The organism is Bradyrhizobium sp. USDA3010 (assembly GCF_056429065.1).
On the sequence record NZ_JBWJZD010000005.1, the window covers coordinates 227,981 to 250,387 of the forward strand.

Consider the following 22,407-nt stretch of genomic DNA (forward strand, 5'->3'; position numbering starts at 1 on the left):
GAGCCAAAGCCACTCAAACGCGGATACCCAGGAGCCAAGCATGGCAAAGAAGAGTTCGATCGAGAAGAATAACCGACGCAAGCGGATGGCGAAGAACGCTGCCCCGCAGCGCGAAAAGCTGAAGGCGATCATCGCCGACAAGACCAAGCCGATGGAAGAGCGCTTCGCGGCGACGCTGAAGCTCGCCGAGATGCCGCGCAACTCGTCGCCGACGCGCATCCGCAACCGTTGCGAGCTGACCGGGCGTCCGCGCTCGATCTATCGCAAGAACAAGCTCTCGCGCATCGCGCTGCGTGAACTCGGCTCCAAGGGCCTGGTTCCCGGCCTCGTGAAGTCGAGCTGGTAAGGGGAGGGTCGGAACAATGTCTACGCACGATCCGATCAGCGATCTCATCACCCGCATCCGCAACGCGCAGATGCGTTCGAAGTCCAAGGTCTCGAGCCCCGGCTCGAAGATGCGCGCCAACGTGCTCGAAGTGCTGAAGTCCGAGGGCTACATCCGCGGCTACGCCAGCGTCGAGCATGCCTCGGGCCGCAGCGAGCTCGAGATCGAGCTGAAGTATTTCGACGGCGAGCCCGTCATCCGCGAGATCGAGCGGGTGTCGAAGCCGGGCCGCCGCGTTTACGCCTCGGTGAAGAACCTGCCGCGCGTGAACAACGGTCTCGGCATTTCGGTGTTGTCGACGCCGAAGGGAATCATGGCTGACCACGAGGCGCGCGACGCCAACGTGGGCGGCGAAGTTCTCTTCACGGTGTTCTGAGGAAGGATTTTACGATGTCACGTATCGGCAAAAGGCCGGTGGCGATCCCGTCGGGTGTGACGGCAAGCGTCGAGGGCCAGACGGTGAAGGTGAAGGGGCCGAAGGGCCAGCTTCAGTTCGTCGTGCATGACGACGTCGAGGTGAAGTTCGAGAACGGCCAGGTCAAGGTCGCTCCGCGCGTCAAGACCAACCGCGCGCAGGCGATGTACGGCACCGCGCGCGCGCAGGTCGCCAACCTCGTCGAGGGCGTCACCAAGGGCTTCGAGAAGAAGCTCGAGATCACCGGCGTCGGCTACCGCGCCGCGATGCAGGGCAAGAACCTGCAGCTCGCGCTCGGCTACAGCCACGACGTGGTCTACGCGATCCCGGAAGGCATCACCATCGCGGTGCCGAAGCCGACCGAGATCACGATCACCGGCAACGATCCGCAGCGCGTCGGCCAGGTCGCCGCCGAGATCCGCGCCTACCGTCCGCCGGAGCCCTACAAGGGCAAGGGCGTGAAGTACGCCAACGAATTCATCTTCCGCAAGGAAGGCAAGAAGAAGTAACGGAGCCGGTCATGTCACTCAAGGTTACGAATGCCCGGCGCAAGCAGCGCGTCCGCCTTGCGCTTCGCCGCTCGGCAGGCGGCCGTCCGCGGCTGTCGGTGTTCCGCTCGTCCAAGCACATCTACGCCCAGGTCATCGACGACCAGAAGGGCGAGACGCTCGCGTCCGCCTCGTCGCTGGAGAAGAACCTGCGCGACGCCGGCAAGACCGGCGCCGACATCGATGCGGCGAAGGCCGTCGGCAAGCTGCTGGCGGAACGCGCGGCGCAGAAGGGTGTCAAGGAAGTCGTGTTCGATCGCGGCGCTTACATCTATCACGGGCGCGTCAAGGCGCTCGCGGATGCGGCGCGCGAAGGCGGATTGAGCTTCTAAACTTTACGAACGATTACCAGGATAGAGGCGTCAGGCCTCCTAGAGATTGGAAAACACCATGGCAGGTGAACGCGAACGCGGCGGACGCGAACGGAGCAGGGATCGCGAGGAGCGCGACAGCGAGTTCGTCGACAAGCTCGTCCACATCAATCGCGTGGCGAAGGTCGTCAAGGGCGGCAAGCGCTTCGGCTTTGCGGCGCTGGTCGTGATCGGCGATCAGAAGGGCCGGGTCGGTTTCGGCCACGGCAAGGCGCGCGAAGTTCCGGAAGCGATCCGCAAGGCGACCGAATCGGCGAAGCGCAACCTGACGCGGGTCGCGCTGCGCGAAGGCCGCACGCTGCATCACGACATCGCCGGCCGTCACGGCGCCGGCCGCGTTTATCTGCGTGCCGCTCCGGCTGGTACCGGCATCATCGCCGGCGGCCCGATGCGCGCGGTGTTCGAGACGCTCGGCATCCAGGACGTGGTGGCGAAGTCGATCGGCTCGTCGAATCCCTACAACATGGTTCGCGCAACCTTCGACGCGCTGAAGCATCAGGATTCGCCGCGCTCGGTGGCTGCGCGCCGCAACATCAAGGTCTCCACCCTGCAGTCGCGCCGCGTCGGCGGTGACGCCGAAGTGGTGGCGGAATAACAACGCGCGCTTCTCGAAGCGCTATTCGGAGTTACTGTCATGGCCAAGGCCAACAATCAGGCCAGCAAGACCATCAAGGTCGAGCAGATCGGCAGCGCAATCCGCCGCCATCACTCGCAGCGTTCGACGCTGATCGGCCTCAAGCTCAACAAGATCGGCCGGGTTGCCGAGCTGCAGGACACCCCTGAAGTTCGCGGCATGATCAGCAAAGTCCAGCATCTCGTCCGCGTCGTCGGCGAGTAAGCAGAGATAAGGAGAAGGGCGATGAAGCTCAGCGATATCGCCGACAACGCCGGCTCGCGCAAGAAGCGCATGCGTGTCGGCCGTGGCATCGGTTCCGGCAAGGGCAAGACCTCGGGCCGCGGCGGCAAGGGCCAGACCGCGCGTTCGGGCGTCCGCATCAAGGGTTTCGAAGGCGGCCAGATGCCGATGCATCGCCGTCTGCCGAAGCGCGGCTTCAACAACATCTTCCGGCTCGACTTCGCCGAGATCAATCTCGACCGTCTGCAGGAAGCGATCGACAACAAGCTGGTCGATGCGAGCGCGACGGTCAACGTCGAGTCGCTGGTGAAGGCCGGCGTGCTGCGCCGCGCCAAGGACGGGTTGCGGCTGCTCGGCCGCGGCGAGATCAAGACCAAGCTGACCATCGAAGCGCACGGCGCCTCCAAGTCGGCCATTGCTGCGGTCGAGAAGGCCGGCGGCTCGGTCAAGATCCTGGCCCCCGCCAAGGACGAAGGCGAGGCGGCGTAACATCTGCGTCATTGCCCGCGGCCTGCGCGGGCAATCCGCAGATCGAATGATGGACTTATCGAGGCCGCGCACCAGATAATGTCCGGTGTCTGCCGACGGCCCGAGAGAACGAGTTTCTTGGGGACGTCGGCGAAGCGGGCTCCGGGAGAAAGCCGAACATGGTCTCAGCAGCCGAACAACTTGCCGCAAACCTCAATTTCGGACAGCTGGCGAAAGCCGACGAGCTGAAGAAGCGCATCTGGTTCACCCTGGGTGCGCTGCTTGTTTATCGGCTGGGCACCTACATTCCGCTGCCGGGCATCGATCCCAACATTTGGGAGCAGGTCTTCCGCAGCCAGTCCGGCGGCATCCTCGGTATGTTCAACATGTTCGCCGGCGGCGGCATCCACCGCATGGCGATCTTCGCGCTGAACATCATGCCGTACATCTCGGCATCGATCATCGTGCAGCTGCTGACCACCGTGTCGCCGCAGCTCGAGGCGCTCAAGAAGGAAGGCGAGGCGGGCCGCAAGACGCTGAACCAGTACACCCGCTATCTGACGGTGATCCTGGCGCTGTTCCAGTCCTACGGCATAGCGATCGGCCTCGAAGGCGCCGGCAACGTCGTCAGCGACCCCGGCATGTTCTTCCGGATCTCGACCGCGATCACGCTGACCGGCGGCACCATGTTCCTGATGTGGCTCGGCGAGCAGATCACCTCGCGCGGCATCGGCAACGGTATCTCGCTGATCATCCTGTCCGGCATCGTCGCCGAGCTGCCGTCGGCGCTCGCCAACATGCTGGAACTCGGCCGCCAGGGCGCGATGTCGACCGGCCTGATCCTGATCGTCATCGTGATGGCGGTCGCCGTGATCGCCTTCATCGTGTTCATGGAGCGGGCGCAGCGCCGGCTGCTGATCCAGTATCCGAAGCGCCAGGTCGGCAACAAGATGTTCGAGGGTCAGTCCTCGCATCTGCCGCTCAAGCTCAACACCTCGGGCGTAATTCCGCCGATCTTCGCCTCGTCGCTGCTGCTGCTGCCGACCACAGTTGCGAACTTCAACGCCGGCAAGGGGCCGGAGTGGTTCCAGTGGCTCACCACCCAGCTCAGCCACGGCCGGCCGCTGTTCCTGCTGATGTATCTCGCGCTGATCGTGTTCTTCGCCTTCTTCTACACCGCGATCGTGTTCAACCCGACCGAGACCGCGGACAATCTGAAGAAGCATGGCGGCTTCATTCCGGGCATCCGGCCCGGTGAGCGCACCGCCGAATACATCGACTACGTGCTGTCGCGCATCACGGTGCTCGGTGCGATCTATCTCGCGATCGTCTGCCTGATTCCTGAAATTCTGATTTCCTACGCCTCGGTCCCGTTCTACTTTGGCGGCACTTCGCTCCTGATCGTCGTCAGCGTGACGATGGATACGGTGTCGCAGGTGCAGGGCTATCTGCTCGCTCATCAGTATGAAGGGTTGATCAGGAAGTCGAAGCTCAGGGGAGGCCGCCGCCGCTGATCGCGGCGCGGCTCCAAACTCAAAACACAGGTGTGCGGACGTCGCCCACCTAGCCGGGGGGCGAAACAGATATGAGATTGATCCTTTTGGGGCCGCCGGGCTCGGGCAAGGGAACCCAGGCGCAGCGGCTGGTGCACCGGCATGGCATCGTTCAGCTCTCGACCGGCGAGATGCTGCGCGCGGCCGCTGCCGCAGGCACCCCGGTCGGCTTGCAGGCCAAGGAGATCATGGCCAATGGCGGCCTGGTTCCCGACGAGGTCGTGGTGGGAATCATCGCCGACCGGATCGAGGAGCCCGACGCGAAGAAGGGCTTCATTCTCGACGGCTTCCCGCGCACCGTGCCGCAGGCGGAGGCGCTCGACGAGCTGCTCCGGAAAAAGCATCTCAAGCTCGACGCCGTCGTCGAGCTGCGCGTCAACGAGAGTGCGCTGCTCGCCCGCGTCGAGAAGCGCGCCGAGGAAACCCGGGCGCGCGGCGAAGAAGTGCGCCTCGACGACACGCCGGAAGTGCTGACCAGGCGCCTGGCACAGTACCGCTCGCTGACGGAACCGCTGATTCACTATTATTCGGAGCGGCGGAAGCTTCTGACGGTCGACGGCATGATGACCATCGAGCACGTCACCCGCGAGATCAACCGGATCCTGACCGCGCTCGGCGCGCTGGAACCGAAGGAGCACGAAGAGGCCAAGAGCGCCTCGAAGGCGTCCAAGACGGCCAAGAAGACCGCGAAGCAGGCGACCAAGAAGGCAGCTAAGTCGGCCAAAACGGCCGCCAAACCGGTCCGGAAGGCCGCCAAGGGGGCCTCAAAGCCGGCCTCCAAGGGCAAAGCTGCCAAGAAGGCTGCCAAGAAAACTGCGAAGCAGCCGGCCAAGAAGACTGTGAAGAAGACCGCAAAGCAGGCCGCCCGTGCCGCGAATGCCCGGAAGGGGGCAAAAGCCGCCAAAAAGGCAGCAAAAAAAGCTCACGAAAAAGCGAGCTAAACGCTAGGAGCGGTTGACGAAACCGACATGAATCCTTTAATATGCCCCGCATCCAAGTTGGATAGTTTTATGACGATGCCGGGCCCCGAAGGACATGAGGGGAAGGGCGTCGTGTTCGCGTTTGTGGACACAAGCCCGCAGAGAGCAAGAACTTGAGAAGCCCGTATCCGTGATGGATCGGCGACAGGAGAGAAGTCCGTGGCCCGTATTGCCGGCGTCAACATTCCTACCAACAAGCGCGTGCTGATCGCGCTTCAGTACATCCATGGTATCGGCCAGAAGAACGCGGCCGACATCATCGAGAAGGTCAAGATCCCGGCAGACCGTCGTGTCAGCCAGTTGACCGACCAGGAGGTCCTGCAGATCCGCGAAGTCATCGACCGCGACTATCTGGTCGAGGGCGACCTCCGTCGTGAGGTCGGCATCAACATCAAGCGGCTGATGGACCTTGGCTGCTATCGCGGCCTGCGTCATCGCCGTGGTCTGCCGGTGCGCGGCCAGCGCACCCACACCAATGCGCGCACGCGCAAGGGGCCGGCCAAGGCGATCGCCGGCAAGAAGAAGTAAGTTTTACGAATTGCAGGTGGGGGGTAGCGAATCGAAAATTCGCTACTCGCCATTTGCGTTTTGAGGTGTAGCCGCTGGCACTACGGCGGCGTTGAGATCACAGGAAAGGTTTGAAATGGGCAAGGAAGCCACCCGCGTACGCCGCCGCGAACGCAAGAACATCGCCTCCGGCATCGCGCACGTGAATTCGTCGTTCAACAACACGACCATCACCATCACCGACGCGCAGGGCAACACCATCGCCTGGTCGTCGGCCGGCACGATGGGCTTCAAGGGCTCGCGCAAGTCGACCCCCTATGCCGCGCAGGTCGCGGCCGAAGACGTCTCCAAGAAGGCGCAGGAACACGGCATGCGCACGCTGGAGGTTGAAGTGGCCGGCCCGGGTTCGGGCCGTGAGTCGGCGCTCCGTGCGCTGCAGGCTGCGGGCTTCACCGTCACCTCGATCCGCGACGTGACCACGATCCCGCACAATGGCTGCCGTCCGCGCAAGCGTCGGCGCGTTTGATCTGTAAATCGCGGGCGGCTTCTAGCCGCCCTGCGATCGTTTTTGGAATTGACCGCGCGGACTGTTCCGCGATCTCCAACGCCAGGTTCGGCCATTCGACGGGCCCGACGACTGGCCCATGGGTGAACAAGTGACGATCCAGAAAAATTGGCAAGAACTTATTCGACCGAACAAGCTTCAGGTGACGCCGGGCTCGGACGCGAGCCGGTTCGCCACCGTGGTCGCCGAGCCGCTCGAGCGCGGCTTCGGCCAGACGCTCGGCAACGCGCTGCGCCGCATCCTGCTGTCCTCGCTGCAGGGCGCCGCGGTGCAGTCGGTGCATATCGACGGCGTGCTGCACGAGTTCTCCTCGATCGCCGGTGTCCGTGAAGACGTCACCGACATCGTCCTCAACATCAAGGACATCTCGATCAAGATGCAGGGCGAAGGCCCGAAGCGCATGGTCGTGAAGAAGCAGGGCCCGGGCGCCGTCACCGCCGGCGACATCCAGACCGTCGGCGACGTCACCGTGCTCAATCCCGACCTGCAGCTCTGCACGCTGGACGATGGCGCCGAGATCCGCATGGAGTTCACGGTCGCGACCGGCAAGGGCTATGTCGCCGCCGAGCGCAACCGTCCCGAGGATGCGCCGATCGGCCTGATCCCGGTCGACAGCCTGTTCTCGCCGGTCCGCAAGGTCTCCTACAAGGTCGAGAACACCCGTGAGGGCCAGATCCTCGACTACGACAAGCTGACCATGACGATCGAGACCAACGGCGCGATCACGCCGGAGGACGCGGTGGCCTATGCCGCGCGCATCCTGCAGGATCAGCTCAACGTGTTCGTCAACTTCGAAGAGCCGCGCAAGGAAGTCACGCAGGAGATCATCCCCGATCTCGCGTTCAACCCGGCGTTCCTCAAGAAGGTCGACGAGCTCGAGCTGTCGGTGCGTTCGGCAAACTGCCTGAAGAACGACAACATCGTCTACATCGGCGACCTCGTGCAGAAGTCGGAAGCGGAAATGCTCCGCACCCCGAACTTCGGCCGCAAGTCGCTGAACGAGATCAAGGAAGTGCTGGCCCAGATGGGTCTGCATCTCGGCATGGAAGTGCCGGGCTGGCCGCCGGAGAACATCGACGAGCTCGCCAAGCGCTTCGAGGATCACTACTGATCCGTTTTCATCGTCGTGGCCGGAGCATCTCCGGCCACGATTTTTTACGCAGCATGATCCCGGAAAAGTGCGGAGCGGTTTTCCGGAAGGATCATGCTCAAACGAGATAGCAAAGGCGCGCCAAAGCGCTTTTGCGGGCGAACGCAGGATGCCCACCTGCAAAACTTGTCGCTGAACCACCGCGGCAGAATTGAAGAAGGAAGAAGTCAATGCGTCACGGCAAGGTTCATCGGAAGCTCAACCGCACCGCCGAGCACCGGCGTGCGATGTTCGCCAACATGGCGGCCGCGCTGATCAAGCACGAGCAGATCGTCACCACGCTGCCGAAGGCCAAGGAGCTGCGGCCGATCGTCGAGAAGCTCGTGACCCTCGGCAAGAAGGGCGGGCTGGCCCTGCGCCGCCAGGCGATCTCCGAGCTGCGCGACCTCGACCAGGTCAGGAAGCTGTTCGACACGCTGGCGACCCGTTACAAGGACCGCCAGGGCGGCTACACCCGGATCATCAAGGCCGGCTTCCGCTACGGCGACAACGCGGCGATGGCCGTGATCGAGTTCGTCGACCGCGACGTCGACGCCAAGGGCCAGGACTCCGGTCCGGCCCAGGGCAAGGAAGCCGAGGCGGCGTAACGCCGCTCTCGCCGAGGCGGCTACCGCCGCTATCGAGCCAGGTTTTGAAGACGGCGCCTTCGGGCGCCGTTTTTATTTTGCGCGGCGCTCCATCCCAGTGGTCGTCCTGGCTTTCGCCGGGACGACGAGATGTCTTCAAGTTCCTCACGCGTCGGTGAGGTGCAATTGCTATGCGTGATCCCACGCCCGATATCTCCATTCACATCAATGGAGATGACAAATGAAAATCGACCTTTCCGGAAAGACCGCGCTGGTGACCGGCTCGACCGCGGGCATCGGCAACGCCATCGCCAGGGGGCTGGCCGAGACCGGCGCCGAGGTCGTCATCAACGGCCGCAGCCAGGCCAAGGTCGATGCAGCGGTTGCCGCGATCACCAAGGCGGTGCCGGGCGGCAAGGTCCGCGGCATCGCCGCCGACGTCTCGACATCGGCCGGTTGCAAGGCGCTGCTGGCGGCGCTGCCCGACGTCGACATCCTCGTCAACAATGCCGGCATCTTCGAGCCGAAGGTGTTCTTCGAGATTCCCGACGAGGACTGGAGCCGCTTCTTCGAGGTCAACGTGATGTCGGGCGTGCGGCTGTCGCGCGGCTACATGCAGGGCATGCTGAAGCGCAACTGGGGCCGCATCGTCTTCATCTCCTCGGAATCCGGCCTCAACATCCCGACCGAGATGATCCACTACGGCACGACCAAGACCGCGCAGCTGGCGATCGCTCGCGGGCTCGCGCAGCTGACCCGCGGCACCGCGGTCACCGTCAACTCCGTGCTGCCCGGACCGACGATGTCCGAGGGCGTCGAGACCTTCGTCAAGGATCTCGCCAAGCAGAACGGCCAGTCGGTCGAGGAGGCGGCCTCCAACTTCGTCAAGCAGCACCGGCCGACCTCGCTGTTGCAACGCTTTGCCAGCACCGAGGAGATCGCCAACCTTGTCGTCTACGTCTGCTCCAAGCAGGCGTCCGCGACCAATGGCGCGGCGCTGCGCGCCGAGGGCGGCATCGTCAACACCATTGCCTGAGGTGCGACCATGTCAGCGTATGTGATCTCCGAGGTCGACGTGAAGGATGCCGCGGGCTTCGAGGCCTATCGCACGATCGCCGCCAAGGCGATCGCGCAATATGGCGGGCGCTATCTGGTGCGCGGCGGTGCCGCGGAGGCGGTCGAAGGCGGGCCGCCGCCGAAGAACATCATCGTCGTCGAATTCCCGTCGATGACGCGGCTGCGCGAGTGGTACGCGTCGCCGGAATACGGCGAAGCGCTCAAGCATCGGCGAACCGCGCTGGACCGCCGGCTGATCTTCGTCGAAGGCGTGCCGCCGAGCTAACCCCTGCTAAACCCTTGCTAACCCTTGGCGCCGTCGAGAAACTCGCTGAAGCCGGCCGGACGGTAGGGGCCGAAGCATATCTGCTCTAGGACGCCAATACCCGTCCGGTCGCCCTGGCGGGCGCGCACCACCTGTTGCACGTGCACGTTCTCGCGGGCCAGCGGATCCAGCGTGACGGGGTTGAACGACTCGCCGCCGATCTCGAGCTCGCCCTTCCACATGCCCTGGCCCCATTGCGGATGACCGTAGCCGAGGCCCTTCATCTGGAATTTCAGGATCGGATCGAGCGCGATGGTCGAGGTGTGGCCGTCGATATCGACCAGGTCGATTTCAGCGGACTGGGCAAGGCGCGTGTTCGGGACGTATTTGACGCGGTGCCGCGCGGTCGCCATGCGGCGGTCGAGCCCATCGACGACCCCGGGGATTTCTGCCTCGCTTCGGTAGAGCGGCGCGGTGATGCCCTCGCGGACCAGCGCCTCGCCATGCGTCCCGTCGAAGAAGATGGCGTGCGAGATGTGGTCGTCCCAGACCAGCGGGGCCCAAAGGAAGAACACGCTCGGCGGCGGCATCGGCGCGCCGCCGACATCGCGTTCGCCGACATTGCGCACGCCCCAGGAGCGATCCTTGGTGCCGTAGCACGTGTGATCGTCGACCTTGATCTCGCCATCGGGGTGGCGCACGACGCCGCTCCAGCGGCCGAACTGGTCGAACCGGGTCGAGTCCATCGCGCGGCGGTCGCCGGACCAAAGCGTCTGCCGTGCTTCCTGGATCGCGGCCGTGCGTGCGGAGAAGGTCAAATCGCAGGCGAGACCCGTCGCATTGTCGTCGAGCACGACCCGCGTCCGCCGCATCGGTTCGATGACCTCCAGCCTGAACGGGCCGACCTGCATCTCGGTGCGCTCGAGCGGCGCCCGCCGCGAACCGTAGAAGCAATGCTGCCGTCCACCACGCTCCACGACGCTGAAGGCGCAATCGAGGATCTTGCGGTGCGGGTAGATCGCGATGCCGATGCCGAAATAATACGCGCCGTCGGCGGTGTAGCCGTTGAACCAGGTTCGGTCATAGACATTGCGGTCGCTGGTCGAGGGAACCGCGATCGGCTCCGGCGTCTGGTGGATGGGGAAGTCGTCCAGTTTGTTGAGCACGCCGATCCCTTTCGCTGTCTTGACGCGTTGTCTTCACGGGAGCCATTTCGCCCGATCGCGCTTCAGTCCTGCCAGTATGAAAAACTGTCGTGGTCCAGCGCTTGCGCGCAGGCGCCACGGGTCATTTTCAGGAATAGTGCGTCGCCCCGCTCGGAGCGCTGGACGCTGAGCGCCGAGACGACGCCCATCATGATGCCATGCAGCGTGTAGCGCCGGTAATCCCGCCAGCAATCATCCCAGCCATAGTCCCGCACGCCGCGCCGGATCAGCTCGGAATGATAGAACCGCACGAGATCGGCTTCATGAAGCCGCCGCTCGGACGGATCGACACCGGCTGACAGGAAATAGGCGACATCGACGATGCCTGGCCCCACCGTCAGCGTCTGCCAATCCAGCGTGGCCATCGGACGGGTGTTGCCGCGCACCTCGAACAGCATGTTGTCGAGCCGGAAGTCCGCGTGCTGCAGGGTTCGCGGCACCGATCGATCGGACTGGTAGCGCAGTATCGCGTCCGGAAGCCGGTCGATCAGATCAAGGAATTCCGGCTCGATCACGCCGTGATATCGCTCCTTGTAGTGACCGATGATGGCGGGCAGCACCGCGCGAAGATCCCTGCGCCGGCTTGCGGCGACCACGAAGCATTGCACCGCGTCGAGCGTCGGGTCGTTCCATCGCGGCGCATGCAGCGCGGCGGCCTCACGCATCGCCGTCAGGCAGTCCGCGATCGCGCATCCGGCGAGCTGGTCGCCCGGGCGTGCGGGCGCCAAATCTTCCAGGATCAGTGTGAAGTCGTCGGTCGCAGGATCGATTTCGGCGAGGATCGGCCGCGGGGTGTGAATGTCGACGGTGGCCGCCAGCTCGCGATAGAACGCGACCTCGCGGACATAGAGCGTGTGCGCGGAACCGGAGCGGCGGCTGTCGAGATCCGCGGCCGGGAATTTGCCGACGACGCTTGAGGGCGCGTTCGGCTCATCGCCGTCATAGGTCAGATGAAATCGATAGCTGTCGCCGACGAGGCCATTGCCGACCGGCTTGCAGACGAGCTCGACGACCTTCACCTGGTCGATCACACCGGCTTCGCGCAGCGCCCGCGTCATCCACTCCGGATCGATCCGCGACGGATCGGCCGTGAGCAAACTCATCGATTTCCTCCCATCCCCGTGTATCCCCTTGGGGCGTCACCACCGTTCCGGCCGCGTCTCGCGCGGCCGGATTGAGCACGGGGTGATCGTTGCGCAAATCATACAGGCGATGTCATGGCTTTGGCAAAGCCACGCGCCGGCCTGTGGGGATATCTCGCACGCCGCGTAGGGCGTAGGGCGGGTTAGCGTCAGCGTAACCCGCCGCTTCTGGCGCATGGCGCGGTGGATTACGCCTTCCGCCGTCGCTCGTTGGGCTACGGCGGACGTAATCGGCTAATCCACCCTATGCAGCGATTCCTACCAGCCCTCCAGCACGATCTTGCCGCGCGACTTGCCGCTTTCCAGCAGCGCGTGGGCGCGCTTGAGGTTGGCGGCGTTGATGGTGCCAAAAGTCTGGTCGAGCGTGGTGCGCAGCACGCCCTTGTCGATCAGGTCGGCAACGTCGTTCAGCAGATGATGCTGCGCGATCATGTCAGGTGTCTGGAACGAGGAGCGCGTGAACATCGATTCCCAGTGCACCGACACCGCTTTGCCCTTGAACGCGGCAACGTTGAATTCGGCGGGATCGTCGATCAGGCCGAACTTGCCCTGCGGCGCGATGAAATCGGCTATCGACTTGTAGTGCTGGTCGGTGAAGGTGAGGCTGGCGACGAGGCCGACCGGCGGCAGCCTCAAGCTCTCGATCTGCTCCTTCATCGGCTGCGAGTGGTCGATCACCGCGTGCGCGCCGAGATCGCGGCACCACTTCTGAGACTCCGGCCGCGTCGCGGTCGCAACCACGGTGAGCCCGGTGAGGCGGCGCGCAAGCTGGATCAGGATCGAGCCGACGCCGCCGGCGCCGCCGGTGATCAGCAGCGTGCGTGGATCGAGGCTCTTGCCCGGCACGGCGCCGAGCCGATCGAACAGCAGCTCCCACGCGGTGATCGAGGTCAGGGGCAGGGCGGCGGCCTGCGCGAACGAGAGCGATGCCGGCTTGTTGCCGACGATGCGCTCGTCCACCAGATGAAATTCCGAGTTGGTGCCCTGGCGCAGGATCGAGCCCGCGTAGAACACTTCATCGCCGGGCTTGAAGAGCGAGACGTCGGGCCCGACGGCGTCGACCACGCCGGCCGCGTCGAAGCCGAGGATCTTGTAGCTGCCGTCGGTCGGCGCCGCGCGCTTGCGCACCTTGTAGTCGACCGGGTTGGCCGAGATGGCCTTCACCGCGACCCTGACGTCGCGTCCCTTCGGTTCGGGCTTGGCGATCTCGAAATCGACGAGCGAATCCGCCGCCTCGATCGGCAGCGATTTTTGATATCCGACGGCCTTCATGCCTGGTCTCCGTGGTGGGCGATTGCCTGCCGCCTTACCTGTCGTGCTGGCGTCCTTTTGGCAAGTACTGTAAATTCAGGGAACTAGTCCCTGTTTGTATACTATTGGGAAATTACCGATGAAACGGCAGAATTTTGCGCGCCGGCCGGGCTGCGCGGTCGAGGCGGCGCTCGACCTGATCGACGGCAAGTGGAAGGGCGTGATCCTGTATCACCTGCAGGCCGGCACCCAGCGCTTCGGCGAGTTGCGGCGGCGAATGCCCGGCATCACCCAGCGCATGCTGACCAAGCAGCTGCGGGCGCTGGAGGACGACGGCCTCGTGACCCGCAAGGTCTACGCCGAGGTGCCGCCGCGGGTCGAATACACGCTCTCCGAACTCGGCGAGAGCCTGCGTCCGGTGATCGATATTTTGAAAGCCTGGGGCGAGGGCCATCAGGAACGGCTGTCCTGCGCGCCGGTGCCGGAGGTCGTCGTGAAGAAGTCGAAGCGTGCGGCCTGACAATTTGGAATGAAGAAGGCCGGGAGCGGCGTGTCGCTCCCGGCCATTGTTTATCGGCGCTGATCAGATCGCGTCAGAACGCAACCTGCGTGCGCAGCGCGACCGCGTCGAACTTCGAGCCGGCATCCACAGGCGAGGTCGCCGAGGCCTGCTTGGCGATGTCGCCGTGCAGGTAGTTCAGCATGAAGCGGACGTTGTTGTTGACGTACCAGTTCAGCGCGGCGGTGTAGACGGTCTGCCGTCCGCCCGCGATGCCGACGGCCTGGCCGACCTGGTCGTTGAGGTTCATCGTGCTGACGCGGCCGGCGATTTCCCACGCGCCCAGGCCGCCGCCGGCAAGCGAGAACGGATCATGCGGCTTGATACCGCCATAGGAGGCCGTTGCCGGATTGTAGGCGTGGTTCTCGCCGGTCAGCACGTAGCCGACCTGCGCGTAACCGCCGTCGAATTTCAGGCTCGGCGCGCCGAACGGCGGCAGCCCGGTATTCGCAGAGCGGTCGACATTGAACCAATAGTACTCGCCCTGTGCGATGAACGGGCCGTAGGTCGCGGCCGCCTCAACGCCGTAGACCTGCGCGCCGGAGACGTTGGCGATCGCACCGGTCGAGATCAGCGTCGTCGGGTCGATGCGCAGCTCGGGCCGGTCGTTCAGCGTGAGCGTCTGCGCCTGGGTGAGCTGGTTGCGCGGCGGCTGGACCAGCCATTCCGCATCGGCGCCGATATGCACCGAGTAGTTCTTGCCGCTGATCGGATTGCCGGCGACGCGGATGACACCGCCATACTGCTCGGACGTGCCGGCCGGCGCGGCTGACGACGCGGAGTGAATCGCGCCCGTCGTCGGTCCCGTGACATAGCCGCCGATCCAGAGCTGGTCGTTCCACCAGCGGGTGCCGGCGCCCGAACGGAAGTCACCGGCCGCGATGTTCTGTGCGATGATGCCGACCGAGGCGCGCTCCATGAACAGGATGTCGTTGGAGCTCGTCGATTCGTCCAGCGTCCACGGGATGTCCATGATGCCGCCTTCGATCGCCATCTTGCCGCCGAACGGCTTGAAGCCGGTGTAGCTCAGATAGGCATTCTCGACGCCGGAGGTGCCGCCGCCCGGCAGCGATCCCGGTGCCGCGCCGCCGAAGCCGTCGGACGAGCCGCCGAAGTCGTAGATCAGCGCGTAATTCCAGTCGCCGAAGAATTTGCCGACGATGCCGATGCGGGCACGGCGGAGGTTCTCGCCGCTGTCGAGCTTCTGCGGCGAGGTACTTGCGGTGTTCGGCCGATAGTCGTAGCCGCCGACATCCCAGTGCACGCGGCTCGTGATCGCAACGCAGTTCTGTTCATCCGCAGTGCAGATCGTCGGCCGGTTGTTCGGCAGCGTCACCACGACGCCCGACGGCGCGACCGGGCCCTTGACCGGGATCGCGGCGTTGGCGCTCGCGACCCGCGCGGCCTTGGCATCCGCCGCCTTCGCGTTGGCGTTCGCGCTGGCTGCGGTCGCGGTATTGGCATTGGTCTGCTTCTGCAGTCTGTCGAGCTTCTGCTCGAGCATCTTCAGCTGCTGCTTCAGCAGCGCGATCTCCGCGTCACTGCCGCCTCCGGCCGATTGCGAATAGGCCGGCGAGGCGGCGAGCGCCCCTGCCAGCCCTATGGCGATTGCACCAACTTTTGTCGCACCCATTGTGCACCCCTGTTGTGTTTGAATTCCCCACTCACTCACTGAAACGTCCTAGGAGTTGATCGTGACTGACGCACGACAGCGCCGCCTGGCATCGCAGTTCCTCTTGTTGTCCGCAGGCAACAAGCGGAGCGGCGCAGTGAGATGACAATCATCATAGGAGTTTGGCGGCGCGCTTCAACGCGGCTGCCGCCGGTTTTGCACCGGTCCGGCGGGGGCCAGTTATCCGGCCGGGCGCCCTTCAATTGCCCGGCGAACACGCCTATATTCCGGCGTTTCCACGAGAGGTGAGAATGCTCCGACCCGTCCGCTTCGCTGCCATATCCGCTCTGTGCACATTGGCTTTCATGGGGAATCTGTCCCCGTCCGCGGCCCAGGACCGCCGCGTGCCGTCCTCGCAGGCCGAGCTCCAATTGTCCTATGCGCCGATCGTGCAGCGGGTGCAGCCGGCCGTGGTCAACGTCTACGCCGCCAAGACGGTGCAGAACCGCAATCCGTTTCTGGACGACCCGATCTTCCGCCGCTTCTTCGGCGTCCCGGGGCAACAGCCCGAGCAGATGCAGCGCTCGCTCGGCTCCGGCGTGATGGTCGACGGCTCCGGCCTCGTGGTCACAAACAATCACGTGATCGAGGGCGCCGACCAGGTGAAGGTCTCGCTCGCCGACAAGCGCGAATACGAGGCCGAGATCGTGCTGAAGGACAGCCGCACCGACCTCGCCGTGCTGCGGCTGAAGGAGACCAACAGGGAGAAGTTCGCGACGCTCGACTTCGCCAATTCGGACCAGCTGCAGGTCGGCGACGTCGTGCTGGCGATCGGCAATCCGTTCGGCGTCGGCCAGACCGTGACGCACGGCATCATCTCGGCGCTGGCGCGCACGCAAGTCGGGATCACGGATTATCAATTCTTCATTCAGACCGACGCGGCGATCAATCCCGGCAATTCGGGCGGCGCGCTGGTCGACATGACCGGCCGGCTCGCCGGTATCAACACCGCGATCTTCTCGCGCTCCGGCGGTTCGCAGGGCATCGGCTTTGCGATCCCAGCCAACATGGTGCGCGTGGTGGTGGCCTCCGCCAAGAGCGGCGGCAAGGCGGTGAAGCGGCCGTGGCTTGGCGCGCGGCTGCAGGCCGTCACGCCGGAGATCGCGGAGACACTCGGGCTGAAGCTGCCGACCGGCGCGCTGGTCGCCAATGTCGCGCCGAACAGCCCGGCGGCGAAGGCCGGACTCAAACTGTCCGATCTGATCGTCGGGATCGACGGGACGCCGATCGACGATCCCAACGCATTCGACTACCGCTTCGCCACCCGTCCGCTCGGCGGCAACGCGGAGATCGAGGTGCAGCGCGCCGGCAAGCCGGTGAAGCTCACCGTGCCGCTGGAGACCGCGCCCGACACCAACCGCGACGAGATCGTGCTGACCGCGCGTTCTCCGTTCCAGGGCGCCAGGGTTGCCAACATCTCGCCGGCGCTGGCCGATGAGCTGCATCTCGACGCCGGCGCGGAGGGCGTCGTCGTCACCGAGCTCGCCGATGACGGCACGGCCGCCAATGTCGGCTTCCAGAAGGGCGACATCATTCTCGCGGTCAACAATGAGAAGATCGTGCGGACCAGCGACCTCGACAAGGTGTCGAAGGCGGGGTCGCGGATCTGGCGCATCACGCTGGTGCGCGGCGGCCAGCAGATCAACGTGACGCTCGGCGGATGAGGCCCCAAGTGAGCCCGAAGCAACCGCGCGAGGCCAGCAACCTGTTCGCCGCGGCGGGGATGGAGCAGGACGCGCCACACCCGCTGCCGGACCGGTTGCGCCCGCGCACGCTGGCCGACGTCGTCGGCCAGGATCACATCCTCGGTCCCGACGGCGCGCTGACCCGCATGCTGGAAACGCGGACGCTGGGCTCGTTGGTGTTCTGGGGACCGCCCGGCACCGGCAAGACCACGGTGGCGCGGCTTCTGGCCGACGCCACCGAGCTGCATTTCGAGCAGATCTCGGCGGTGTTCTCCGGCGTCGCCGACCTGAAGAAGGCGTTCGATGCCGCGCGGGCCCGGCGCGAGACCGGCAAGGGCACGCTGCTGTTCGTCGACGAGGTGCACAGGTTCAACCGCGCGCAGCAGGATTCCTTCCTGCCGGTGATGGAGGACGGCACCGTGGTGCTGGTCGGCGCCACCACCGAGAACCCGTCGTTCGAGCTCAACGCGGCGCTGCTGTCGCGTGCTCGCGTGCTGGTGTTTCACTCGCTCGATACGGCTGCGATCGAACGGCTGTTTGCCAATGCCGAGAAGATCGAGGGAAAGGCGCTGCCGCTCGATGCGGAAGCGCGCGCCGTGCTGGTGCGGATGGCCGACGGTGACGGCCGCGCCTCGCTGACATTAGCCGAGGAGGTCTGGCGCGCCGCGCGCAAGGGCGAAGTGTTCAACGCCGAGCAGTTGCAGGCCATCCTGCAACGTCGCGCGCCGATCTACGACAAGTCGGCCGACGGCCACTACAATCTGATCTCGGCGCTGCACAAGTCGGTACGCGGCTCCGATCCGGATGCTGCATTGTACTATCTCGCGCGCATGCTCGATGCCGGCGAGGACCCGCTGTTCCTGGCGCGACGCGTAGTGCGGATGGCCGTCGAGGACATTGGTCTCGCCGACCCGCAGGCGCTGGCGGTCTGCAACGCGGCCAAGGATGCCTATGATTTCCTCGGCTCGCCCGAGGGCGAGCTCGCGATCGCGCAGGCGGTGGTCTATCTCGCCACCGCGCCGAAATCGAATGCAGTCTACACTGCGTTTGGCGCTGCGATGCAGACTGCGAAGCAGGGCGGCTCGCTGCTGCCGCCGAAGCACATCCTGAATTCGCCGACCAGGCTGATGAAGTCGGAGGGCTATGGCTCCGGCTATCAGTATGATCACGACGCGCCCGACGCGTTCTCCGGCCAGGACTATTTCCCGGAAGCGCTCGGACGCCAGACCTTCTACGATCCACCCGACCGCGGCTTCGAGCGCGAGATCCGCAAGCGGCTGGATTACTGGCAGCGGCTGCGCAAGGAGCGCGGCGGGAACTAGAGCAGGACGAGTTTAGGCTGCGGCCGCGAACAACGCGTGTTCCCGTTCCGGCCCGCAGCGCGGGAGCGTCAGTTGCAGAAGCCCGCAAATGCCATATGCAACTTGCACAACTTCGGGATATTAGAAATATATCTCTGAGTTGCCCGACGTGTCAAGTTGCTTGGTCGAACGCTGGCCGCCGCCGGCTACTTTGCATGGGGTTGTTCTCGATCTTTTTGGCAGCGCCCGCTGCGACGGCCCATAACTTCATATTGCTCTCGTGCGTCACTTGACGCTTTTCACGAAGTCCAGAATCTCGTCCGTCAGCCGCGTGTCCGGCGTGTTGATCGCATAGACCTCCGACATGTGGCTGTGCTGCGGCAGCATGAAGCTGCGGGCGCAGCCGCTCGGCCGCTTGCAGCTCGCCTGCTTCAACAGCTCGAACTGCTCGACGAAGCGCGGCGGATCGAGCTCGGCCGCGGTGATCAGGAACGGGATCGGGCTGGCGAGCAGGCCTTGCAACGAGGAGCGTTCGGCGTAGCGCGACGGATCGGAGCCGTAATAGGCGAGCTCGGCATCGCCGGCGGGCGAAGCCGTCAGATCGTAGATGCCCGACACCATGATCGCGCCGGCAAGACCGCCGCCCTTCACCTTGTGGAATTCGCCGTGGGAAACATAGCTTGCGACATGGATCGCGCCGGCCGACTGGCCCATCAGGAAGATGCGCCCGGGGTCGCCGCCGCGGCTGGCGATGTTCTCCGCAACCCACTGCGCGATCGCCCCCATGTCTTCGGCGCCTGCCGGCCATGGAAAGGCCGGCGCCAGGCGGTAGGTGGCATTGACGCCGACAAAGCCGCTCTTGGTGGCCCACAGCATGACGTTGTCGTAGAACGGGCTGCCGGGGTTGCGCTTGCTGCCGGCAATGAAGCCGCCGCCATGGATGTAGATCAGCACTGGCCGGGGCGCCGCCGCCGGGTCCGGCGTGAAGACGTCGAGCAGATGGCGGTCGGCAGGGCCATACTTGACGTCGCGCTCGACCTTGACGCCCTGATAGGGCTCCTTCTGTTGCATCGGTGCGTAAAGGGCCGCCGTCTTGGGTGGGTCGACGACGCGGCCGAGTTCCAGGAGCTTCCAGGCCAGCTCTTCCGGCATCGGGCCTTGCTGGGCCAGCGCCGGGCCGGAGAGCATCAGGGCCGCCGCCAAAGCCGATACCGCCAGTCTCATTCCAAAGCTCCTTCCACGGCTCCCGTCGATTGCCTGATGCGGCCGAACATGGCCGATGTTGTGCCGGATTCGTACCGATTTCGCCGTGACGATTCGCGGCATTTGCGCTACCCACGGGCTTAACTTCGGAGTTGCAACCCCATGAGCCGCCGCGTCAAGAGACCTCTCCGCCCAGCCGCCGACCGCGCCAAAGGCGCGCGTCCCCATCGCGGCCCGGCCGCCGAGCGGGGGCCGGCGCATCGTGCGGGCGGCAAGTCAACAGCGGTGCGCCTTGGCGACAAGCAGCAGGCGCCCAAGCCATTCGTGCCCGAGCCGGAGAAGAGCGTCGCCGAGCCGCCGCCGCTGCCGACCAAGGTGCAGACCGTGGTGGTGACGGCGGACGAGGACAACATGCGCGTCGACCGCTTTCTCGAGGCGCGTTTCCCCGGCCTGTCGTTTTCCCACATCCAGCGTATCGTTCGGAAGGGCGAGTTGCGCGTCAACGGCAAGCGTGCGGACAGCAAGGACCGGCTGGAAGAAGGGCAGAGCGTCCGCATTCCGCCGCTGCGGCTCGATACGCCGAAGGCGGCCACCAGCCTGTCTGAAGCGGCGAAGAAGACCCTCCAGGATCTCAAGGACATGATCCTGTTCGAGGACGCCGACGTGATGGTGCTGAACAAGCCCGCAGGTCTGGCGGTTCAGGGCGGCTCCGGCATCACGCGCAATGTCGACGACATGCTGGAGGTGATGCGCGATGCCAAGGGGCAGAAGCCGCGGCTGGTCCATCGGCTCGACCGCGAGACCTCGGGCTGCCTGCTGATCGCCAAGACGCGTTTCGCCGCGACCGCTCTGACCGGCTCGTTCCGTCATCGCTCCGCGCGCAAGATCTACTGGGCGCTGGTCGCCGGCGTGCCGAAGCCGAAGCAGGGCCGCATCTCGACCTATCTCGCCAAGGAGGAGAGCGAGGAGGACAGCATCATGCGGATCGCGGCGCATGGCGACGAGGGCGCCAGCCACGCCGTGACCTATTACGCCGTGGTCGAGACCTCGGCGACGAAGCTCGCCTGGGTGTCGCTCAAGCCGGTGACCGGCCGCACCCATCAATTGCGCGCCCACATGGCGCATATCGATCACGCGATCGTCGGCGATCCCAAATACTTCAACAAGGAAAACTGGCAGCTGCCGGGCGGCCTGCAGAACCGGCTGCATCTGCTCGCCCGCCGCATCGTGATTCCGCACCCGCGCGGCGGCGTGATCGATGCGACGGCGCCGCTGCCGCCGCACATGCTGCAATCCTGGAATCTGCTCGGACTCGAGGCCGATCGCTTCGACCCGATCGAGAACGCACCCGAGGAGTGACGGCGGACGCGGCCTCCCGATATCCGTCGCGACAGCAAGAACGATCAAAGCGGCTCATCGCGCCGCGGCTATGTTGCCGCGCGCCGGTCGTTGCCGGCATGCACCCATCAAAGAGGCTGTCCATGACCCGGACCTGGTTACGCGTCGTGCTTTTCCTCATTGGCTCGGCCGTCGCCTCTGCGGCGGCACATGCCGAGACCGTGGTGCTCCGCGGCGGCACGCTTTACGCATCGGCGGATGCGGCTGCGCTGCCGGATGCGGCGATCGTGATCACGCACGGCGTCATCAGTGCGGTCGGCAAGTCCGGCGACGTCAAGTTGCCATCGGATGCGCGCCTGATCGATTGCAGCGGCAAGACTGTTGTTGCCGGGTTCTGGAACAGCCACGTGCATTTCACGGAACATGTCTGGCACAACGCCGGCGAGGCGCCGGCCGCGCCGCTGACGCAGCACATGCAGGAGATGCTGACGCGATGGGGTTTTACCACGGTCTGGGATCTCGGCTCCGATCCACGGAACACGCTGCCGCTGCGCAAGCGCATCGCAGCAGGTGAAGTCGCCGGTCCCACCATCCTGCTCGCCGGCAACGTGTTTCCCAAGGGCGGGCATCCCGTCTACCTGCCGCCCGAAATTCAGCTTCCCGAAGCCGCGACGCCGGAGGAGGCGGCGAAGTGGGCGCGCGACTGGCTTGCGATGGGCGAGGACGGCATCAAGCTGTTCACCGGCGCGTTCATGGGTGATAAGCCCGTCATCAACATGGACCCGGCGATCGCCAAAGCGGCCGTGGACGTTGCGCATGCGCAGGGCAGGCCGGTGTTCGCGCATCCGCAGAACAAGATCGGCGTCGAGACGGTGATCGTAGCAGACGTCGACGTGCTCGCGCACACCACGCCGAGCGAGCCCGGCTACACAGCGGATGAACTGGCGCGGTTCAAGGCGCAGGGGACTGCGCTGATCCCGACGCTGTCGCTGTTCACGACGGTGGTTCTCGACCCCAACGTCACCAACCGTCTGGTGGCCGCGACCGTCAACCAGCTCAAGCAGTTCTCGGAGAACGGCGGCACCGTGCTGTTCGGCACCGACGTCGGCTTCACCACGCTGTACGACACCACGCAGGAATTCCAGCTGATGCACCGAGCGCTGTCGGAACGCCAGGTGCTGGCCTCGCTGACGACAAATCCGGCGCGGTTCTTCAAGGCCGAGAAGAAGGGCAAGGTGGAGCAGGGCTTTGACGCCGATCTCGTGGTGCTCGACGGCGATCCGCTCAGCGACGTTGCCAATCTTGCGAAAGTGAGCACCACCATCCGTGCAGGTCACGTGATCTATCAGAAGCCGTGAACGGCTGC

At 65.0% G+C, this 22,407-nt stretch carries 25 protein-coding genes; 20 read left to right on the forward strand and 5 right to left on the reverse strand.

What is annotated here, in order from left to right:
* Nucleotides 1–40: 40 nt before the first annotated feature.
* From rpsN to AC066Y_RS11200, 15 genes are all read left to right on the forward strand, one after another.
* Nucleotides 41–346 (forward strand): 30S ribosomal protein S14, encoded by a 306-nt coding sequence (gene rpsN / locus AC066Y_RS11130; protein WP_092114988.1) that lies wholly within the window; start codon nucleotides 41–43, stop codon nucleotides 344–346.
* A 16-nt stretch (nucleotides 347–362) separates the two neighbouring features.
* Complete coding sequence (gene rpsH, locus AC066Y_RS11135) at nucleotides 363–761, forward strand: 30S ribosomal protein S8 (RefSeq protein ID WP_021081651.1); 399 nt, start codon at nucleotides 363–365, stop codon at nucleotides 759–761.
* A gap of 14 nt (nucleotides 762–775) precedes the next feature.
* A complete protein-coding gene (rplF, locus tag AC066Y_RS11140; protein WP_092114986.1) occupies nucleotides 776–1,309 on the forward strand; it encodes a 50S ribosomal protein L6 in 534 nt (177 codons plus the stop codon).
* 11 nt (nucleotides 1,310–1,320) lie between these two features.
* Nucleotides 1,321–1,680 (forward strand): 50S ribosomal protein L18, encoded by a 360-nt coding sequence (gene rplR / locus AC066Y_RS11145; RefSeq protein WP_029081760.1) that lies wholly within the window; start codon nucleotides 1,321–1,323, stop codon nucleotides 1,678–1,680.
* Nucleotides 1,681–1,738: 58 nt separating this feature from the next.
* Complete coding sequence (gene rpsE, locus AC066Y_RS11150) at nucleotides 1,739–2,314, forward strand: 30S ribosomal protein S5 (protein ID WP_028349043.1); 576 nt, start codon at nucleotides 1,739–1,741, stop codon at nucleotides 2,312–2,314.
* Nucleotides 2,315–2,353: 39 nt separating this feature from the next.
* Nucleotides 2,354–2,557 (forward strand): 50S ribosomal protein L30, encoded by a 204-nt coding sequence (gene rpmD / locus AC066Y_RS11155; protein ID WP_173637154.1) that lies wholly within the window; start codon nucleotides 2,354–2,356, stop codon nucleotides 2,555–2,557.
* Between the two features lie 21 nt (nucleotides 2,558–2,578).
* On the forward strand, nucleotides 2,579–3,064 hold the full coding sequence (gene rplO, locus AC066Y_RS11160) for a 50S ribosomal protein L15 (protein WP_176530648.1): 486 nt from the start codon (nucleotides 2,579–2,581) through the stop codon (nucleotides 3,062–3,064).
* 158 nt (nucleotides 3,065–3,222) lie between these two features.
* Complete coding sequence (gene secY / locus AC066Y_RS11165; RefSeq protein WP_021081647.1) at nucleotides 3,223–4,557, forward strand: preprotein translocase subunit SecY; 1,335 nt, start codon at nucleotides 3,223–3,225, stop codon at nucleotides 4,555–4,557.
* A 71-nt stretch (nucleotides 4,558–4,628) separates the two neighbouring features.
* Complete coding sequence (locus AC066Y_RS11170; protein ID WP_478273902.1) at nucleotides 4,629–5,537, forward strand: adenylate kinase; 909 nt, start codon at nucleotides 4,629–4,631, stop codon at nucleotides 5,535–5,537.
* A 198-nt stretch (nucleotides 5,538–5,735) separates the two neighbouring features.
* Nucleotides 5,736–6,104 (forward strand): 30S ribosomal protein S13, encoded by a 369-nt coding sequence (gene rpsM / locus AC066Y_RS11175; protein WP_173637151.1) that lies wholly within the window; start codon nucleotides 5,736–5,738, stop codon nucleotides 6,102–6,104.
* 115 nt (nucleotides 6,105–6,219) lie between these two features.
* Nucleotides 6,220–6,609, forward strand: a complete 390-nt coding sequence (rpsK, locus tag AC066Y_RS11180) for a 30S ribosomal protein S11 (RefSeq protein ID WP_006021048.1) — start codon at nucleotides 6,220–6,222, stop codon at nucleotides 6,607–6,609.
* Between the two features lie 118 nt (nucleotides 6,610–6,727).
* Nucleotides 6,728–7,759: a DNA-directed RNA polymerase subunit alpha gene (locus tag AC066Y_RS11185; RefSeq protein WP_092114981.1), complete on the forward strand. Its 1,032-nt coding sequence runs from the start codon at nucleotides 6,728–6,730 to the stop codon at nucleotides 7,757–7,759.
* Nucleotides 7,760–7,968: 209 nt separating this feature from the next.
* The gene (gene rplQ, locus AC066Y_RS11190; RefSeq protein WP_456655277.1) at nucleotides 7,969–8,385 is read left to right on the forward strand and encodes a 50S ribosomal protein L17; all 417 of its coding nucleotides are present in this window, start codon (nucleotides 7,969–7,971) and stop codon (nucleotides 8,383–8,385) included.
* A 220-nt stretch (nucleotides 8,386–8,605) separates the two neighbouring features.
* Nucleotides 8,606–9,400: an SDR family NAD(P)-dependent oxidoreductase gene (locus tag AC066Y_RS11195; RefSeq protein ID WP_478273903.1), complete on the forward strand. Its 795-nt coding sequence runs from the start codon at nucleotides 8,606–8,608 to the stop codon at nucleotides 9,398–9,400.
* A 9-nt stretch (nucleotides 9,401–9,409) separates the two neighbouring features.
* Nucleotides 9,410–9,706, forward strand: a complete 297-nt coding sequence (locus AC066Y_RS11200; protein ID WP_478273904.1) for a DUF1330 domain-containing protein — start codon at nucleotides 9,410–9,412, stop codon at nucleotides 9,704–9,706.
* A 17-nt stretch (nucleotides 9,707–9,723) separates the two neighbouring features.
* Here the strand turns inward: AC066Y_RS11200 and AC066Y_RS11205 are convergent, their stop codons facing one another.
* The 3 genes from AC066Y_RS11205 to AC066Y_RS11215 form a co-directional block, all read right to left on the reverse strand.
* Nucleotides 9,724–10,851, reverse strand: coding sequence for an Rv3169 family protein (locus AC066Y_RS11205; protein WP_478273905.1), 1,128 nt, complete (start codon nucleotides 10,849–10,851; stop codon nucleotides 9,724–9,726).
* A gap of 62 nt (nucleotides 10,852–10,913) precedes the next feature.
* Nucleotides 10,914–11,993, reverse strand: a complete 1,080-nt coding sequence (locus AC066Y_RS11210) for a phosphotransferase (protein WP_478273906.1) — start codon at nucleotides 11,991–11,993, stop codon at nucleotides 10,914–10,916.
* Nucleotides 11,994–12,290: 297 nt separating this feature from the next.
* Nucleotides 12,291–13,304, reverse strand: coding sequence for a zinc-binding alcohol dehydrogenase family protein (locus tag AC066Y_RS11215; protein ID WP_478273907.1), 1,014 nt, complete (start codon nucleotides 13,302–13,304; stop codon nucleotides 12,291–12,293).
* 118 nt (nucleotides 13,305–13,422) lie between these two features.
* Here AC066Y_RS11215 and AC066Y_RS11220 point away from each other — a divergent pair, with 118 nt between their 5' ends.
* Nucleotides 13,423–13,803: a winged helix-turn-helix transcriptional regulator gene (locus AC066Y_RS11220; RefSeq protein ID WP_478273908.1), complete on the forward strand. Its 381-nt coding sequence runs from the start codon at nucleotides 13,423–13,425 to the stop codon at nucleotides 13,801–13,803.
* Nucleotides 13,804–13,876: 73 nt separating this feature from the next.
* Here the strand turns inward: AC066Y_RS11220 and AC066Y_RS11225 are convergent, their stop codons facing one another.
* Nucleotides 13,877–15,475 (reverse strand): OprO/OprP family phosphate-selective porin, encoded by a 1,599-nt coding sequence (locus AC066Y_RS11225; protein ID WP_478273909.1) that lies wholly within the window; start codon nucleotides 15,473–15,475, stop codon nucleotides 13,877–13,879.
* A 344-nt stretch (nucleotides 15,476–15,819) separates the two neighbouring features.
* Between AC066Y_RS11225 and AC066Y_RS11230 the strand changes: the two genes are divergently transcribed.
* On the forward strand, nucleotides 15,820–17,178 hold the full coding sequence (locus tag AC066Y_RS11230; RefSeq protein ID WP_478273910.1) for a DegQ family serine endoprotease: 1,359 nt from the start codon (nucleotides 15,820–15,822) through the stop codon (nucleotides 17,176–17,178).
* An 8-nt stretch (nucleotides 17,179–17,186) separates the two neighbouring features.
* Nucleotides 17,187–18,521 (forward strand): replication-associated recombination protein A, encoded by a 1,335-nt coding sequence (locus tag AC066Y_RS11235; RefSeq protein ID WP_478273911.1) that lies wholly within the window; start codon nucleotides 17,187–17,189, stop codon nucleotides 18,519–18,521.
* A gap of 264 nt (nucleotides 18,522–18,785) precedes the next feature.
* On the opposite strand, the gene AC066Y_RS11240 is transcribed toward AC066Y_RS11235, so the two are convergent.
* Nucleotides 18,786–19,724: an alpha/beta hydrolase gene (locus tag AC066Y_RS11240; protein ID WP_478273912.1), complete on the reverse strand. Its 939-nt coding sequence runs from the start codon at nucleotides 19,722–19,724 to the stop codon at nucleotides 18,786–18,788.
* A gap of 141 nt (nucleotides 19,725–19,865) precedes the next feature.
* On the opposite strand from AC066Y_RS11240, the gene AC066Y_RS11245 reads away from it, so the two are divergent.
* Both AC066Y_RS11245 and AC066Y_RS11250 read left to right on the forward strand, forming a co-directional pair.
* Nucleotides 19,866–21,062, forward strand: a complete 1,197-nt coding sequence (locus AC066Y_RS11245; RefSeq protein ID WP_478273913.1) for an RluA family pseudouridine synthase — start codon at nucleotides 19,866–19,868, stop codon at nucleotides 21,060–21,062.
* Nucleotides 21,063–21,184: 122 nt separating this feature from the next.
* Nucleotides 21,185–22,399, forward strand: a complete 1,215-nt coding sequence (locus AC066Y_RS11250; protein ID WP_478273914.1) for an amidohydrolase family protein — start codon at nucleotides 21,185–21,187, stop codon at nucleotides 22,397–22,399.
* Nucleotides 22,400–22,407: the final 8 nt, after the last annotated feature.